This is a genomic window from Affinundibacterium fentianense, from assembly GCF_018139545.1.
In the GTDB taxonomy this organism is placed as follows: Bacteria; Pseudomonadota; Gammaproteobacteria; order Burkholderiales; family Burkholderiaceae_D; genus Undibacterium; species Undibacterium fentianense.
Window position 1 is genome coordinate 257,746 of sequence record NZ_JAGSPJ010000006.1, and the last position, 15,975, is coordinate 273,720.

Below are 15,975 nucleotides of genomic sequence, written 5' to 3' on the forward strand. Positions count from 1 at the left end.
TCTATTTTTGCAATAATAAACATTCATCTTCAGTAAATGATGTTTCTTGTTGGAAAAAATTCACGAGCTGGTGAAATAGCTTTGACAACACATTTGAGACAGCTATGATGACCATATTTGCTGCTAATCTTCGTGTCTCGGGCGAAATGGTCGATTGGCGCCTCGTTTTTATTTAAAGGATGTGTATGTCTGGCAAGTTGCTCAGTAAAATTTTGTATGTAGAAGATGATCTTGATATTCAGGCAGTTGCTCAAATTGCCTTAGAAGTGGTCGGGGGCTTTACATTAAAAACCTGCAGTTCTGGTGCGGAGGCGATCGCCGCGATTGAGCAGGGTTTTGTCCCAGATTTATTACTACTCGATGTCATGATGCCAAATATGGATGGGCCAACCACCTTATCTGAATTACGAAAGTTGCCAACGACTTCGGCAACTCCAGTCATCTTTATGACCGCCAAAGTACAATCGAGTGAGCAGGATTATTATTTTACACTTGGTGCAATTGGCGTTATTGCAAAGCCTTTCGATCCGATGACACTTGCGACGCAAGCGCGAACCTTGTGGGATAAGGTGGCGTAATTGAGTGATAGGGACCAAGAGCTAAATGATGCTTTAAAGGCTCTCGCTCAAGTTTATATTGCAAAGCTGCCAGCTAAGCTTGAAGAAATAAGAATCGCGACGAATCGGTTCAAAGATCATCCAGACGACAGGGAAAATTTTTCTTTATTGCATCGTCTACTTCACACCATGGCCGGCTCAGCAGGTACTTTCGGTTTTCCGGAGATGGGTGAAGCCTCGCGAGATTTAGAGAAACAACTCAAGGAGTTTATTTCTGGCGCGAACTGGTCAAAAACACGAACAGATCAGTTTTGTGAGCAAGTGCTGGCCTACGTTCAATCTTCCATGCCCGTTTCTGATGCGCTTGTGGATGGTGAAGTGAAAGAGCAATCTTCGCCTATCACAACGCTAGGGGACAGTGAACCACGCGGCAAAGGCTTGATTTTATGGGCAGACCATGAGTTCGAGAAAAACAAAGAAATTGTTCAGTTATTGGAGCAATTTGCGTTCGATATTCAGCATGTTGAAAAATTGTCGCAGCTGGAGAGTTTGATTGAGCAGTATCAGCCATCCTTGTTGATAGTTGATATGGATTTTCAGCATGGACAATTTGCCGGTACCGAAGAGGTAATGCGTTTAAGAGGACTTGGTAAATCTTTACCTCCTATCCTTTTCACTTCTAACATCAATAGTTTTGAATGTCGTCTACGTTCTGTCCGAGCAGGGGGGGATGCGTTTTTCTTAAAGCCGATCGATTTGTTGGCGGTGACAGAGGCGATTGAAAAAATTTTGGATAGACCCAATCCACCGCTTTACCGAATTCTGATTATTGACGACGATGTGGATCTTGCACAGTACTATAGCCGCGTTCTAAAAGGTGCGGGAATGATTGCGGAGGTCTTGAATCATCCTGAACTCGTGTTAGAAACGATGGCAAATTTTCGTCCAGAATTAATCTTAATGGATGTTTATATGCCAGATTGCGATGGTGTTGAACTATCAAGGGTGATTCGTCAGGATCCGTCTTATCTGGATGTGCCAATCGTCTTTTTGTCGAGTGAGAATAATCTTCAAAAACAGATTGCGGCTGTGAAAGTCGGCGCGGATGATTTTTTAAATAAACCAATTTCACCTGAGTTATTGACTTCGTCATTGGCAACACGTGCCGAGCGATATCGCGCACTGCGAACCTTAGTAATGCGTGATGGTCTGACTGGACTTTACAATCATACTGCAATTAAAGAAGACCTAATTGCAAAGATGTCGAGTGCTAGCCGCAGCGTTACTTGCGTAGCTGTGGCAATGTTGGATTTGGATGACTTCAAGAAAGTGAATGATACTTACGGACATCAGATTGGTGATCAAGTGTTGCGAACCTTATCGCATTTGTTACGTCAACGCTTGCGAAAAAGCGATGTGGTTGGGCGTTATGGTGGAGAAGAGTTTATTGTTATTTTCCCGAATACAACAGCAGATGTCGCTCGTATGGTCTTGGATAAAATTCGAATGATGTTTGCTACTATTCACCACATGGCTGAACAAGGTGAATTTTGTGTTGGATTTTCTGCTGGGATCGCCGACTCGCGTCAGTCAACTAATCCAGATGATCTGTTGACGATAGCAGACGCCGCACTTTATCGTGCAAAACACAGCGGAAAAAATCAAATCATACTGGGCGACCAATAGAGTGCACAGGTTTGCGTCCGAGTGCCGATAAACCGAACTTCATCCTATTCGTAATAAGTTCAAAATAAATTCGAAATAGATTAAAAAGAGCTCGTGCGACGAATCACACGAACTCTTTTTGCATTGCGATGAGTCCTATATATCTAAAGGAATTTAATTCTTAAATAAATGTGTTGCTTTGATTTTTGAATCGAGGACTTTACCTTTGCGTGCGCGCTTGCCGATGTGTGGTGCTAAACCACTTGCGCTCAAATTGATTTCCTGTGGTTTTGAGGCACGGCCAATTCCATTTACCTTAACGCCTTTCTGACTAATGGCTGTTGCTGCAATTAGTTTTTCCCGTGGTTCTAGTTCCATCAATATGACACCGCGTCCACCACTAGACAAGTGCTTAATTTCGGTGAGCCCAAACACCAAAAGGCGACCTTTTTCAGATAGGCATGCGATCGCGCTCGCATCTTCTGTGACTGCATTTGGAGCGAGAGGTTCATCGCCGTCGTCCAAGGTCATGAAGGCCTTTCCAGCCTTCATGCGACCCACCATGTCACTAAGCTTGGCGGTGAACCCATATCCTGCCGTCGACGCCAATAAAAGAGACGTCTCCGCTTTGCCAGCAAAGTAATGCAATATTCGTGTGCCACTCGCTAAATCGATCAGTGTTGTCACTGGGACGCCATCACCGCGCGCACCAGGCAGTGCGGAAACAGGCACGGAATAGACGCGTCCATTCGAGCCGAATACCAGCATGTGATCGACCGTGCGGCATTCAAAGGTGCCATATAAACTATCGCCGGCTTTAAAGCTAAACTGCGCCGGATCGTGGTCATGTCCCGTACGTGCTCTGACCCAGCCTTTTTCAGAAATCACCACGGTGACAGGCTCGTCAATGACTTTCTGTTCAACCGAGGCGCGTTGCGCTTCTTCGATCACCGTACGACGTGCATCGCCATATTGTTTCGCATCAGCTTCGATCTCTTTGATGATGCATTTCTTCATCGCCGAAGGATCATCTAAGAGGTTTTGCAAATTAGTCTTTTCGTTGCGTAATTCTGCTAATTCTTGCTGAATTTTGATCGCTTCTAAGCGCGCTAATTGACGCAAGCGGATCTCTAAAATGTCTTCTGCTTGACGATCGGATAAACGGAAAGCTTCGATCAAAGCTGGTTTAGGTTCATCCGATTCACGAATGATCTTAATGACTTTGTCGATGTTCAACAGTACCGCTTCGCGGCCTTCCAAAATATGGATACGGTCATTGACTTTTTTCAACTTAAATTGGGTACGGCGCGTCACTGTCTCAAAGCGGAAACTAATCCATTCGGTCAAAATTTCACTTAAAGATTTTTGACGTGGACGACCATCGCCACCAATCATCACCAAGTTCAGCGAAGCGGAGGTTTCGAGCGATGTGTGTGCCAATAACATTTGCATGAATTCAGCTTGATCTTGATTCTTGGATTTGGGCTCCAAGACCAAGCGTACGGCAGCGTCCTTGCCTGATTCATCGCGTACCGCGTCGAGTACCGACAGCATCACTTGCTTCAAGCTGACTTGTTCTGGTGACAGCGACTTTTTACCGATCTTGATTTTCGGATTGGTAATCTCTTCGATTTCTTCCAAGACTTTTTGTGAAGATGTACCAGGTGGTAGTTCAGTGATGACGGCTTGCCATTGACCCCGCGCCAGTTCTTCGATCTTCCAACGTGCGCGCACTTTGACGCTGCCACGACCGCTGGAATAGATTTCACTAATCGCCGCAGCCGGCGTAATGATTTGACCGCCACCCGGAAAATCTGGGCCGGGAATCAATTCCATCAATTCGGCATGGGACGTTTTTGGATTGCGAATTAAAGCAACTGCGGCTTTGGCGACTTCGGTCAAATTGTGCGAAGGAATTTCAGTCGCCATACCGACTGCAATACCGGAAGCACCATTCAACAGAATAAATGGCAAACGTCCTGGAAGCAGGGTCGGTTCTTCATAAGAGCCATCGTAGTTAGGTTGAAAATCAACGGTGCCAAGATCAATTTCATCGAGCAATAACTTGGAGATTGGGGTGAGACGCGCTTCGGTATAACGCATCGCCGCTGCGCCATCACCATCGCGTGAACCGAAGTTACCTTGACCGTCAATCAAAGGGTAGCGCAAGGAAAAATCTTGCGCCATCCGTACCATCGCGTCGTACACCGATTGATCACCGTGGGGATGTAATTTACCGAGCACATCACCGACCACAGTTGCCGATTTACGCGGTTTAGCCGTCGAGTTCAATCCCAATTCATTCATTGAATACAGGATGCGGCGTTGCACCGGTTTTTGTCCATCGCTCACGTCAGGCAAGGCGCGACCTTTTACGACAGAAATCGCGTAATCGAGATAAGCGCGTTCAGCGAAAGTTGCTAAGGTTAAGGTTTCACCATTGCTGCCATTGCCACCATTATTGTCAGGGGCTTCATCAAATAAATTTGCTTGTTCGCTCATAGTCTTACAATCTAATTTTAGGCGGGTGCAACCCGCGTTTTATTCTGTCTTTGTTGCTAACTAAATTTTTCAACAATAGTTAAACCGTAGGGAGGCTCAGAAATTCGATTTCGCGGATGCAGTACAAGGCGCAAACCAAAGCAATACGTCGGTATTGCGAGGATTTGCAACGCCGTAATGCGCCGCGCAATCGGATTTATGTGCCTCTCTAGATGTCGGCCTCTACCTCATTCCCATGCTCTTCCAGCCATGCCTTACGTGCTGACGCTTCACCTTTGCCCATCAGCATATTGAAGCGGCCTTCGGAGAATTCTTGATCGAATTCACCCAGAGCCACCGGCAATAAACGGCGCGTGTCCGGGTTCATGGTGGTTTCCCAGAGTTGGTTGGCGTTCATCTCGCCCAGACCTTTAAAGCGAGAAATCGCCCAAGCACCATCTTTGACGCCGTCTTTGCGTAACTTATCTTCGATCGCGGTGAGTTCACCTTGATCCAGTGCATAGATTTTCTGCGCAGGTTTCTTGCCGCGCGCCGGTGCATCAACGCGGAATAGAGGAGGGCGGGCGATGCAAATATGACCGCGTGCAATCAGCTGTGGAAAGTGTTTGAAGAACAGTGTCAACAACAAGACTTGAATATGCGAACCATCCACGTCCGCATCTGAGAGTATGCAGATCTTGCCGTAACGTAGATTGCTCAGATCTATATTGTCATTGATGCTGTGTGGATCGACACCAATCGCGACGGCGATATCGTGAATCTCATTGTTGGCGAACAGACGATCGCGTTCAGATTCCCACGAGTTCAACACTTTACCGCGCAATGGCAGAATCGCTTGGAATTCCTTATCGCGACCCATTTTGGCTGAGCCACCAGCGGAATCTCCTTCGACTAAAAACAATTCATTGCGAGTGATGTCGTTCGATTCACAATCTGTTAATTTGCCCGGTAAAACGGCGACGCCAGACGATTTTTTCTTCTCGACTTTTTGCAGTGAACGTAAGCGTGATTGCGCTTGTTTGATCACTAGTTCAGCCAATTTCTTGCCGAGTTCTACGTGCGAATTGAGCCACAATTCTAAAGGCGGTTTGGCGAAGCTTGAAACTAAGCGCACCGCATCGCGTGAGTTTAAACGCTCTTTAATTTGCCCTTGGAATTGTGGATCTAATACTTTTGCAGATAGCACAAAGGAGGCGCGGGCGAACACGTCTTCTGGTAAAAGTTTGACGCCTTTCGGTAATAAGGAATGCATTTCGGCGAAGCTTTTTACCGCGCCGAACAAACCTTCGCGTAAGCCAGATTCATGGGTGCCGCCAGCAGGCGTTGGAATCAAGTTGACATAGGATTCGCGTACGACACCGCCATCTTCCGTCCACGCGACCACCCATGATGCGCCTTCGCCTTCGGCAAAACCATCGGCGTCGGCATTGGCAAATTGTTCGCCTTCAAACATGGGGATGACGAGCTCGCCGTGTGAGGCTTGTGTTAGTGCTTCGGTCAAATAACCGCGCAAGCCTTGATCGTATTGCCAGGTTTGACTTTCTCCGGTTTTTGCATTGGTAAAGGTAACTTTGACACCTGGCAGCAGCACGGCTTTCGAACGCAGCAGGCGTTGCATTTCGGGGATGGAGATATTCGGTGAATCAAAATATTTCCCATCGGGCCAGACTGAGACGCGCGTACCGTTTTTCTTATCGCCACGACCTAAAGGCTGCGTACTTAATGGTTGAATGACTTCACCGTCTGCAAAGACGAGATTGTGTAATCCACCTTCGCGCCATACGGTAATTTCTAAACGTTTAGAAAGCGCATTGGTGACAGAGACACCCACCCCGTGCAAACCGCCAGAGAAGGCATAAGCACCGCCTGAACCTTTGTCGAATTTACCGCCTGCATGCAAGCGAGTGAAGACGATTTCGACCGTAGGGACGCCTTCTTCAGGATGCAAACCAACAGGAATGCCGCGTCCATCGTCTTCTACACTGATACTGCCATCTGTGTTCAGGGTGACTTGGATATTTTTGCAATGTCCACCTAAAGCCTCGTCAGAGGCATTGTCGATGACTTCTTGAATAATATGCAGCGGGTTCTCGGTGCGGGTGTACATCCCAGGTCTTTGTTTGACCGGTTCCAGTCCTTTCAGGACGCGGATGGATGATTCGCTGTAGTCGGATGGAGTTGTGGTTTTTTTAGTTGCCATGCGATGAAATGGGTGAGAAGTTTATTGATATGTTAATTTATTGGCTTGTTTATTTGCTTTCGCCAGAATTCGAGCGACGCTGTTCTTTTTTTATCCTACACGGAAAACCGCCAATTTGACGAATTATTGTAAAGGGAAATACTGGTTTTATGTACAGTTAAATTGTTGTTTGTACGGATAAACGAAAAATACTTGAAACGCCAAGGCGTACAGAACCGCGGAGTAAATCAAAACTTTTTTCTCTGCGCTCCTCGGCGCCTCTGCGTCTCGGCGTTGAGGGGTTTGAAAGTAAGGCCTGCCCCGATAGCTCAGACTATTTGCTCAATAAACGCATTCCCTGTTCCAAACCTGACAAAGTAATCGGGAACATCCGATTGCTAAGTAATTTACGCATGATGTCGATGGATTGGCGATATTGCCAAATTCCTTCTGGTTCGGGATTGAGCCATAAATACTTGGGGAAGTGGGCGGTAAATCGTTGTATCCAAACCGCACCTGCTTCTTCATTGTTGTATTCCACCGAGCCACCTGCTTGCAAAATTTCATAGGGACTCATGGTGGCATCGCCGACAAAAATCAATTTGGTATCCGGCGTGTATTTACGTAAGACATCCCAAGTAGCGAATTTCTCCGAATGGCGTCGATGGTTGTTTTTCCATAAATAGTCGTAAACACAATTGTGGAAATAGTAGAACTCCATATTTTTGAATTCTGTTTTTGCCGCGGAAAATAGCTCTTCAATCTGTGCGATGTGATCATCCATGGTGCCGCCCACGTCGAATAACATAAGTACCTTGATATTGTTTTTGCGTTCTGGTTGCAATTTGATATCGAGGTAGCCCGCATTATTGGCGGTCGCTTTGATCGTTGCATCTAAGGCTAATTCTTCTTCCGCTCCTTGTCTGGCGAATTTGCGCAGGCGACGCAGTGCCACTTTAATATTGCGGGTGCCGAGTTCACGCTCGGTGTCGTAATCTTTGAACGCGCGCGCCTCCCAGACCTTGACTGCGGAACGGCGTTCGCTTTTGCCGCGGATGCGGATGCCTTCAGGATTATCACCACCATTGCCGAAAGGGGAGGTGCCACCCGTGCCTATCCAGCGATTGCCACCTTCGTGCCGCTCTTTTTGTTCTTCGAGTAATTGCTTGAGCCTGTCCATTAATTTGTCGTAGCCAAATTTTTCTAATGCGGCGCGTTGTTCATCCGTGAGCTCACGTTGGAGTCGCTTTTTTAACCAATCCAAGGGAATCTCAGGGTGCTTTTCGAATATCGTCTGTATGCCTTTGAAATACAAACCAAAAGCGCGATCAAACTTGTCGTAATTGGCTTCGTCTTTCACGAGCATGGTGCGCGACAAAAAATAGAATTCGTCGATTGAGGTACCAACGACGCCTTGTTGCATAGCTTCCAGTAAGGTCAAAAACTCTTTGATCGATACCGGGATTTTGGCGTCTTTTAAAATGAAGAAAAAATCAATTAACACGCTGTTTGCCTATGATTTTGAAAGATGGGTCGAGCTAGATGGATCTCGGGAAAGTTTAAATTGTAGGTTAGCTTTGACGCCTGGCCATTCGTGTTTCAGTATGCTGTACACCACCGTATCGCGTACACGTCCATCGGGCAAGATCATGTGGCTACGGAGTACGCCATCGCGTTTCGCACCTAATCGTTCAATCGCCTTTTGTGATCGTTGATTAAACCAATCGGTTCGAAATTCGACCGCATTGCAGTCCATTATTTCGAATGCATGAGTCAGCAGTAAAAGTTTGCATTCCGTATTGAAGACGCTACGTTGGTACGTCTGCGCGTACCAAGTATAGCCAATCTCGAGCCGTTTATTTGCGCTATCCATATTGCAATAACGTGTTGAACCGATGATTTGATTGCGTTCTTTGTCAATAACAGTGAAGACCCTAGCCAGATCCTTTGTTTGTTGTTCCATTGCCTTTTCAAACCAACTGGCAATGGTGTTGGGCGAAGGAACAGTGGTAAAAAACAATTCCCACAACAAACCATCGCTGGCCGCTTTGGATAGGTCCTCAAGGTGATCGTGCTCTAATGGCAAGAGAAGGGCGTGTTGACCTACTAGGGTGATGTAATGAGAGGGCATTATTTATCCTATCTTGGGCGAGAACGTTTATTGTAAACGCTAGGATTTTATATAGTCGTAGGGATTAAGGTAGTCGTTTTGTTGTCGAAGTTGAATTTCTAGGATGTACTGAACTATGAAGGGGAAAAGTCATGCTTGCACACGCCTTCAAAACCAGTTATACTGCAAAGCTGTACAGAATTTTGCGGCGCGGCCATGTAAGTAATAGAGCTTACACCTTGAACCCGTCGCGTTGACCACGTTTAGGAAATCTCATGGCAAATACCGCACAAGCACGCAAACGTGCTCGTCAAGCAGTTAAACAAAATGCACACAACTCTAGTCAGCGTTCGACTTTGCGTACAGCGATCAAAGCTGTTCGTAAGGCAATCGAAGCTGGTGATAAAGCTGCTGCTGCAGTGATCTTTCAGAACTCTGTTTCTAAGATCGATAGTATTGCTGACAAAAAAATCATCCACAAAAACAAGGCAGCTCGCCACAAGAGTCGTCTAGCTTCTGCTTTGAAAGCATTGGCTTAATTGTTTTGAGTTGCGCCAGTTTTGTTTGGCGCAGTACGAAATAAGCTGTAATTTTTATTGAACATATTGATTACAGAATAAAAAAACCGCAATTTTTATTGCGGTTTTTGTCTTTTCTATTACATAGTAAAAAATAAATTGAATTGAAAGCATAGAGCTCGCCGCTCTGGTGCGATTGGTATGGTTGTGATTTTATTGGAAATCATGAAGTCTCATTTTTACTTTCGTATTTTGCCTTGTGCCTTTTCGCAGGAAAACTTCTTAAGCCACAAGAGTCATCGACTCACCAGGAAGTAGAGGGTGATTCGCGAGGCTGTATTCTCCAATGCTGCTCCGAATTAATCGCAATGTCGGTAAGCCGACTGCAGCAGTCATTCTTCTTACCTGACGGTTTTTCCCCTCTGTAAGTGTGATGCAAAGCCAACTGGTTGGAATCGTCGCGCGTTGACGAATTGGTGGAATTCTTGGCCACAACCAATCTGGTTCTGCAATTCGTATTACTTTGCAAGGCAGTGTCGTAAAGTCGCCCAGATCGAGTGGTTGGCTAAGTTTAATTAAATGTTCTTGAGTGGCGTTGCCTTCAACTTGTACTAGATAAGTTTTTGCCTCCTTCCAATCGGGGTGAGTGATTTTATGCTGTAACTTCCCATCATCTGTTAGCAAAACTAGGCCTTCGCTATCGGCATCAAGGCGACCGGCTGGATAGACATTGGGTGTTGTAATGTAATTTGCCAAGGTTGCGCGAGTAGGGTGTGGTGAAAATTGACACATTACGTCAAACGGTTTGTTAAATAGAATTAGTTTCATTGATCTAATCGAAAGTTCGGTCGAATATGGGGTGAGTTTAGTGCTAAAAAGTTGATTCCTCAGTGTTGCAAAAGCATGGCATCAAGTAAAATAGTAGTGCATAATACGAAATGGTGGTCTTCTGTCTTATATAAGAGTATGTAATTTAGCTCAGATGCGGTTCTAGCGCGGTTTTAAGTTTGCTTGATTATAGAATTTATAGAGGATATTGAGACATGTTAATAGCAAAGCGCGAATCTATTCAGAATGTATTAGTGTAGCGTTTGAACGCACGTATCCACGGAGAAAACGATGTATCAACATATTAAAGTGCCTGCAGAAGGTCAAAAAATTACCGTCAATGCTGACTTCTCATTGAATGTTCCAGAAAATCCAATTATTCCTTACATCGAGGGTGACGGTACTGGTGTGGATATCAGCCCAGTTATGATCAAGGTAGTTGATGCAGCGGTAGCAAAAGCCTACGGCGGTAAACGTAAAATCAGTTGGATGGAAATTTTCGCAGGCGAAAAATCCACTAAAGTATATGGCCCAGACGTGTGGTTGCCAGAAGAAACTTTGGCAGCATTGAAAGACTACGTTGTATCCATCAAAGGTCCGTTGACAACACCCGTGGGTGGCGGTATCCGTTCTTTGAACGTGGCATTGCGCCAAGAGTTGGATCTCTACGTTTGCTTGCGTCCAGTACGTTATTTCAAAGGCGTGCCATCTCCAGTTCGTGAACCAGAAAAAACCGACATGGTTATCTTCCGTGAAAACTCCGAAGATATCTATGCAGGTGTTGAATTTGCTCAAGGCTCTGATCAAGTTAAGAAATTGATCAAGTTCTTGCAAGAAGAAATGGGTGTTAAGAAAATCCGCTTCCCAGAAACTTCTGGTATCGGCGTAAAACCTGTTTCTATCGAAGGGACAGAGCGTTTGGTACGCAAAGCGATCCAATACGCGATCGACAATGACAAACCGTCCGTGACCATCGTTCACAAAGGTAACATCATGAAGTACACCGAAGGTGGCTTCCGTGATTGGGCATACGCATTAGCACAAAAAGAATTCGGCGCTGAATTGATCGACGGCGGTCCATGGTGCAAATTCAAGAATCCAAAAACAGGTAAAGACATTATCGTAAAGGATTCCATCGCTGACGCATTCTTGCAGCAAATCTTGTTGCGCCCAGCAGAATACAGCGTTATCGCTACATTGAACTTGAACGGTGATTACATCTCTGACGCTTTGGCAGCGCAAGTGGGCGGTATCGGTATCGCTCCAGGTGCGAACTTATCTGACTCTATCGCGATGTTCGAAGCAACGCACGGTACAGCGCCAAAATACGCTGGTAAAGACTATGTGAACCCAGGTTCCTTGATCTTGTCCGCAGAAATGATGTTGCGTCACATGGGCTGGTTCGAAGCTGCTGATTTGTTGATCTCTTCAACAGAAAAAGCGATCACTTCGAAGAAAGTGACTTACGACTTCGCGCGCTTGATGGAAGGCGCTACGCAAGTGTCTTGCTCAGGTTTCGGAGACGTAATGATCGACAACATGTAATTTTAAGCGTCGTTAAATCCAATTCTCGGGCGCATATCTTCGTTGCAAATGCGCGCCATACTCGTGTATGGCTGTGCTTTGCGCCTGGATCTGCATCCCGATAATTGAATTTTCCGAAGCTTAAAAGGGTGTGTGAGTTTTAAAAAGAAGCCGACTTCGTGTCGGCTTTTTTGTTTCTTACCCCTCGCCCGCGAGCGGGAGAGGGGCAGGGGTGAGGGTGTTTCAGTAATCTCTCATATTAAAAAACGTAATGGTTTCAAGGTGGTTTCGATATCTGTGACGGCGCTAATCATAGCAAAATCTGCTTCTTGTCAGACTCGTTAAGGTAGGTGTGATGCATAACGGACTCGCGATGCTGTTAAGCTTTCTTATTGATGAATTCTCTACGGATGCGCAAATTATGGGCGGTCCATATTAGCAATGCCGGCAAAAGCGGCAATAGGCCAAATCCTAAAATGCCAATAAAAATATTATTTCCTAATGCAAAAGACGAAACGCCAAAAGAATAAATTGCAAAAGATAGGGCAAGACAAATAGTTAGCACTGACAACCAAAGAATACGATTTCCTGAACCCGCAATTGCTAGACAAATTCCAAGTGTAAGAATCGGTACACCACCTAAACGCCAAAATAAAACATTCGCTAAGACTATGAATATGAGCAATCCAATGTTCTTTAAAATGCGCATTATGAGAAATTCCAATTCTTGATGTTTATTTGCGGATTAAATTATCAATAAAAAAACCCGCCGCAGCGGGTTTTTTAAGAACATTGCAAAATCGGATTAAGGATTTTGGATGTTAGAAGCTTGCTTGCCTTTTGGACCCTGAGTCACTTCGAATGACACTTTTTGACCTTCTTTCAAAGTCTTGAAGCCATTCATTTGGATCGCGGAGAAGTGGGCGAACAAATCCTCACCGCCATCATCAGGAGTGATAAAACCAAAGCCCTTGGAGTCATTGAACCATTTTACGGTACCTGTTGCCATAATACATCTTTCAAATATAAACTAATCACACGAGCCGAAAAAGCAAGAAAACTCTGTAAAGCTACCTTTCTTAACCTGCCCACTTCATATTGATAATAAAAACTTAAGTTAAGTATCAATAAATATCATTCTTGGCGGAAAAAAAACTAAAGTCAAGAAAATTAGCTTGTCGATGTACCATTGTTGTTTTTTTACGAGCGATGGGTACTCTTGATCTTCGAGAATTAGTCTCCATTTCATAGAAACGAGGCATGGAATACTCTTGGAAAAATAGTCAGATCGTCTTTTTTGGGGTTGTAAAAACTGCGAAATTGAATCAACTTTCAGCAAGAAAAATTTTCGCGGCTTACAATGAATAGAAGCAGTTTTATTTGCTTAATTAGTGACTGCACACATGATCAACGTACTAAAATAGACGTATGGGAATAAAGCAAGATAATAGTACGGTACTCGAAAAACAGGCGCAGAAACTCAAGCCCCCTTCGATGTATCAAGTGGTACTGCTCAATGATGACTACACGCCAATGGAATTCGTAGTGGCAATCATTCAGGAGTATTTCAATAAAGATCAAGAGACCGCAATGCAAATTATGTTAAAAGTACATATTGAAGGACGAGGCGTCTGCGGTGTCTATACAAAAGATGTCGCCTTTACGAAGGTTGAGTTGGTTTTAACACACGCCAAGCAGGCAGGTCATCCGCTGCAATGTGTGATGGAGGAAGTATGATTGCGCAAGAATTAGAAGTCAGTTTGCATATGGCGTTTGTCGAAGCGAGGCAAGCTCGCTATGAGTTTATTACTGTCGAACACCTATTGCTAGCTTTGTTGGATAATCCATCTGCGGCGGAAGTGATGCGTGCTTGTGCCGTTAATATTGAAGATTTGCGAAAAACATTGGCAAATTTTATTGCCGATAATACGCCGACCGTGCAAGGGACTGGTGAGGTCGACACACAGCCTACGCTTGGTTTTCAACGAGTTATTCAACGTGCCATTATGCATGTTCAGTCTGCTTCCAATGGTAAAAAGGAAGTGACGGGCGCGAACGTTTTGGTCGCTATTTTTGGTGAAAAAGATTCCCATGCTGTGTATTACTTACACCAACAAGGCGTCACGCGTCTTGATGTGGTGAATTTTATTTCACACGGTGTTCGTAAAGATAATCATATTGAGCCACAAAAGTCGTCTGAAGGTGCTGAGGATGCGCAAGCCGAAGCGCAAACCAAAGAAAATCCGCTTGAGCAATTTACGCAAAATCTGAATAAATCTTCGCTCGAGGGCAAAATTGATCCCTTAATTGGGCGAGATGGTGAAGTCGAACGAGTTATCCAGATTCTATGTCGTCGCAGAAAAAATAATCCACTGTTAGTGGGTGAAGCTGGGGTAGGAAAAACAGCGATCGCAGAAGGTCTTGCATGGCGCATTACGCAGAATGATGTTCCTGATATTTTAAGTCAGGCTGTTGTTTACTCATTAGATATGGGGGCTCTTCTCGCTGGCACTAAATATCGTGGTGATTTCGAGCTTCGTCTAAAGGGTGTGTTGAAACAGCTGAAAGATGCGCCGAATGCGATTTTATTCATCGATGAAATTCATACGATTATTGGAGCTGGCTCTGCCTCTGGTGGAACGATGGATGCTTCAAATTTATTGAAGCCGGCCTTGTCGAATGGGCAGTTGAAGTGCATTGGAGCAACTACTTTTACAGAGTACCGTGGGGTATTTGAAAAAGATCATGCACTTGCTCGGCGATTCCAAAAAGTCGATGTTAATGAACCAACCGTTGAACAAACGGTACAGATTCTACGGGGCTTAAAATCCAAGTTTGAAGAGCACCATAACGTCAAATATTCAGCGGCGGCATTGACTAGTGCGGCGGAGCTGTCTGCTCGATTCTTGAATGATAGACACTTGCCCGATAAAGCGATTGATGTTATCGACGAGGCGGGCGCAGCGCAGCGTATCTTGCCAAAATCAAAGCAGAAGAAAACAATCGGAAAAGCAGATATCGAAGATATCATTGCTAAGATCGCGCGTATTCCGCCACAAACTGTCAATCAAGATGATCGTAGTAAGTTGCAAACAATTGATCGTGATTTGAAGAATGTGGTATTTGGACAAGACCCAGCTATTGAAGCCTTGGCATCGGCGATTAAAATGTCACGAGCTGGTCTAGGCAAGTTAGACAAACCGATTGGGTCTTTCTTATTTTCTGGACCGACCGGCGTTGGTAAAACCGAGGTTGCGAAGCAACTCGCCTTTACCTTGGGAATCGAATTGATTCGATTTGATATGTCGGAATATATGGAACGTCACGCTGTGAGTCGCTTAATTGGAGCACCTCCAGGTTATGTTGGTTTTGATCAAGGTGGCTTGTTGACAGAGGCGATTACGAAGAAACCGCATGCTGTTTTACTATTGGATGAGATTGAGAAAGCGCATCCAGATGTGTTTAACATCTTGCTACAGGTGATGGATCATGGCACGTTGACCGACAACAATGGACGTAAATCGGATTTTCGCAATGTCATTATTATTATGACGACCAATGCGGGTGCTGAAAGTTTGCAAAAAGCGTCGATTGGTTTTAACAATAGCAAACAGGCTGGCGATGAGATGGCGGACATTAAACGTATGTTTACGCCTGAATTTAGAAACCGACTCGATGCAATTATTAGTTTCCGCTCATTGGATGAGGAAATTATTTTACGTGTTGTCGATAAGTTCTTAATGCAGTTAGAAGAGCAATTGCACGAGAAAAAAGTTGAAGCTATTTTCAGTGATGGCTTACGCAAATTCTTAGCGAAAAAAGGATTTGATCCCTTGATGGGAGCGCGCCCAATGGCTCGTTTGATTCAAGACATGCTACGAAAAGCTCTAGCCGATGAACTATTGTTTGGTCGGTTAGTCAGCGGTGGGCGGGTCAGTGTCGATCTTGATGATAAGGAACAGGTGAAATTGGAGTTCCCCGAGAACGGTGATGCACCACCGCCAATCGCGTCGCACGAAGTTGTCGAAGTGGATTGAGTTTCAACTCCCGTGAACAATAAAAAACCCAGATCAATATCTGGGTTTTTTATTG

General features: G+C 45.0%; 13 protein-coding genes. 6 read left to right on the forward strand and 7 right to left on the reverse strand.

Translation table 11 applies throughout. The features are described from left to right. Nucleotides 1-185: 185 nt before the first annotated feature. Together KDM90_RS14830 and KDM90_RS14835 are read left to right on the forward strand one after the other, a co-directional pair. Nucleotides 186-578: a response regulator gene (locus KDM90_RS14830; RefSeq protein WP_212676395.1), complete on the forward strand. Its 393-nt coding sequence runs from the start codon at nucleotides 186-188 to the stop codon at nucleotides 576-578. Continuing rightward, complete coding sequence (locus KDM90_RS14835; RefSeq protein WP_212676396.1) at nucleotides 579-2,243, forward strand: diguanylate cyclase; 1,665 nt, start codon at nucleotides 579-581, stop codon at nucleotides 2,241-2,243. Between the two features lie 153 nt (nucleotides 2,244-2,396). On the opposite strand, the gene parC is transcribed toward KDM90_RS14835, so the two are convergent. The 4 genes from parC to KDM90_RS14855 all read right to left on the reverse strand — a co-directional run bounded on the left by parC (nucleotide 2,397) and on the right by KDM90_RS14855 (nucleotide 9,034). Continuing rightward, nucleotides 2,397-4,724 carry a DNA topoisomerase IV subunit A gene (gene parC / locus KDM90_RS14840; protein ID WP_212676397.1) on the reverse strand — a complete coding sequence of 776 codons (2,328 nt, stop codon included), beginning with the start codon at nucleotides 4,722-4,724 and terminating at the stop codon, nucleotides 2,397-2,399. A gap of 208 nt (nucleotides 4,725-4,932) precedes the next feature. Further along, the gene (locus KDM90_RS14845; protein ID WP_189344718.1) at nucleotides 4,933-6,924 is read right to left on the reverse strand and encodes a DNA topoisomerase IV subunit B; all 1,992 of its coding nucleotides are present in this window, start codon (nucleotides 6,922-6,924) and stop codon (nucleotides 4,933-4,935) included. A gap of 313 nt (nucleotides 6,925-7,237) precedes the next feature. Beyond that, nucleotides 7,238-8,407, reverse strand: a complete 1,170-nt coding sequence (locus KDM90_RS14850) for a vWA domain-containing protein (RefSeq protein WP_212676398.1) — start codon at nucleotides 8,405-8,407, stop codon at nucleotides 7,238-7,240. 9 nt (nucleotides 8,408-8,416) lie between these two features. Further along, the gene (locus KDM90_RS14855; protein WP_212676399.1) at nucleotides 8,417-9,034 is read right to left on the reverse strand and encodes a GNAT family N-acetyltransferase; all 618 of its coding nucleotides are present in this window, start codon (nucleotides 9,032-9,034) and stop codon (nucleotides 8,417-8,419) included. Nucleotides 9,035-9,288: 254 nt separating this feature from the next. Between KDM90_RS14855 and rpsT the strand changes: the two genes are divergently transcribed. Continuing rightward, nucleotides 9,289-9,552 carry a 30S ribosomal protein S20 gene (gene rpsT / locus KDM90_RS14860; RefSeq protein ID WP_212676400.1) on the forward strand — a complete coding sequence of 88 codons (264 nt, stop codon included), beginning with the start codon at nucleotides 9,289-9,291 and terminating at the stop codon, nucleotides 9,550-9,552. Nucleotides 9,553-9,813: 261 nt separating this feature from the next. On the opposite strand, the gene KDM90_RS14865 is transcribed toward rpsT, so the two are convergent. After that, nucleotides 9,814-10,359: a pseudouridine synthase gene (locus KDM90_RS14865; protein ID WP_212676401.1), complete on the reverse strand. Its 546-nt coding sequence runs from the start codon at nucleotides 10,357-10,359 to the stop codon at nucleotides 9,814-9,816. A gap of 291 nt (nucleotides 10,360-10,650) precedes the next feature. On the opposite strand from KDM90_RS14865, the gene icd reads away from it, so the two are divergent. Beyond that, on the forward strand, nucleotides 10,651-11,904 hold the full coding sequence (icd, locus tag KDM90_RS14870; RefSeq protein ID WP_212676402.1) for an NADP-dependent isocitrate dehydrogenase: 1,254 nt from the start codon (nucleotides 10,651-10,653) through the stop codon (nucleotides 11,902-11,904). 358 nt (nucleotides 11,905-12,262) lie between these two features. Here the strand turns inward: icd and KDM90_RS14875 are convergent, their stop codons facing one another. Then, nucleotides 12,263-12,592 carry a hypothetical protein gene (locus KDM90_RS14875; RefSeq protein WP_212676403.1) on the reverse strand — a complete coding sequence of 110 codons (330 nt, stop codon included), beginning with the start codon at nucleotides 12,590-12,592 and terminating at the stop codon, nucleotides 12,263-12,265. A 96-nt stretch (nucleotides 12,593-12,688) separates the two neighbouring features. Continuing rightward, nucleotides 12,689-12,892 (reverse strand): cold-shock protein, encoded by a 204-nt coding sequence (locus KDM90_RS14880; protein WP_110257373.1) that lies wholly within the window; start codon nucleotides 12,890-12,892, stop codon nucleotides 12,689-12,691. A 419-nt stretch (nucleotides 12,893-13,311) separates the two neighbouring features. Here KDM90_RS14880 and clpS point away from each other — a divergent pair, with 419 nt between their 5' ends. After that, nucleotides 13,312-13,620 (forward strand): ATP-dependent Clp protease adapter ClpS, encoded by a 309-nt coding sequence (clpS, locus tag KDM90_RS14885; protein WP_212676404.1) that lies wholly within the window; start codon nucleotides 13,312-13,314, stop codon nucleotides 13,618-13,620. Beyond that, on the forward strand, nucleotides 13,617-15,920 hold the full coding sequence (gene clpA, locus KDM90_RS14890; RefSeq protein ID WP_212676405.1) for an ATP-dependent Clp protease ATP-binding subunit ClpA: 2,304 nt from the start codon (nucleotides 13,617-13,619) through the stop codon (nucleotides 15,918-15,920). Before clpS ends, clpA begins: the two co-directional genes overlap by 4 nt. Nucleotides 15,921-15,975 lie beyond the last annotated feature (55 nt).

Bases quoted from the DNA above. Each gene is read 5' to 3' on its own strand.
- KDM90_RS14830 (WP_212676395.1), top strand. From the start codon at position 186: ATGTCTGGCAAGTTGCTCAGTAAAATTTTGTATGTAGAAGATGATCTT.
- parC (WP_212676397.1), bottom strand. From the start codon at position 4,724: ATGAGCGAACAAGCAAATTTATTTGATGAAGCCCCTGACAATAATGGT.
- KDM90_RS14845 (WP_189344718.1), bottom strand. From the start codon at position 6,924: ATGGCAACTAAAAAAACCACAACTCCATCCGACTACAGCGAATCATCC.
- KDM90_RS14855 (WP_212676399.1), bottom strand. From the start codon at position 9,034: ATGCCCTCTCATTACATCACCCTAGTAGGTCAACACGCCCTTCTCTTG.
- rpsT (WP_212676400.1), top strand. From the start codon at position 9,289: ATGGCAAATACCGCACAAGCACGCAAACGTGCTCGTCAAGCAGTTAAA.
- KDM90_RS14865 (WP_212676401.1), bottom strand. From the start codon at position 10,359: ATGAAACTAATTCTATTTAACAAACCGTTTGACGTAATGTGTCAATTT.
- icd (WP_212676402.1), top strand. From the start codon at position 10,651: ATGTATCAACATATTAAAGTGCCTGCAGAAGGTCAAAAAATTACCGTC.
- KDM90_RS14875 (WP_212676403.1), bottom strand. From the start codon at position 12,592: ATGCGCATTTTAAAGAACATTGGATTGCTCATATTCATAGTCTTAGCG.
- KDM90_RS14880 (WP_110257373.1), bottom strand. From the start codon at position 12,892: ATGGCAACAGGTACCGTAAAATGGTTCAATGACTCCAAGGGCTTTGGT.
- clpS (WP_212676404.1), top strand. From the start codon at position 13,312: ATGGGAATAAAGCAAGATAATAGTACGGTACTCGAAAAACAGGCGCAG.
- clpA (WP_212676405.1), top strand. From the start codon at position 13,617: ATGATTGCGCAAGAATTAGAAGTCAGTTTGCATATGGCGTTTGTCGAA.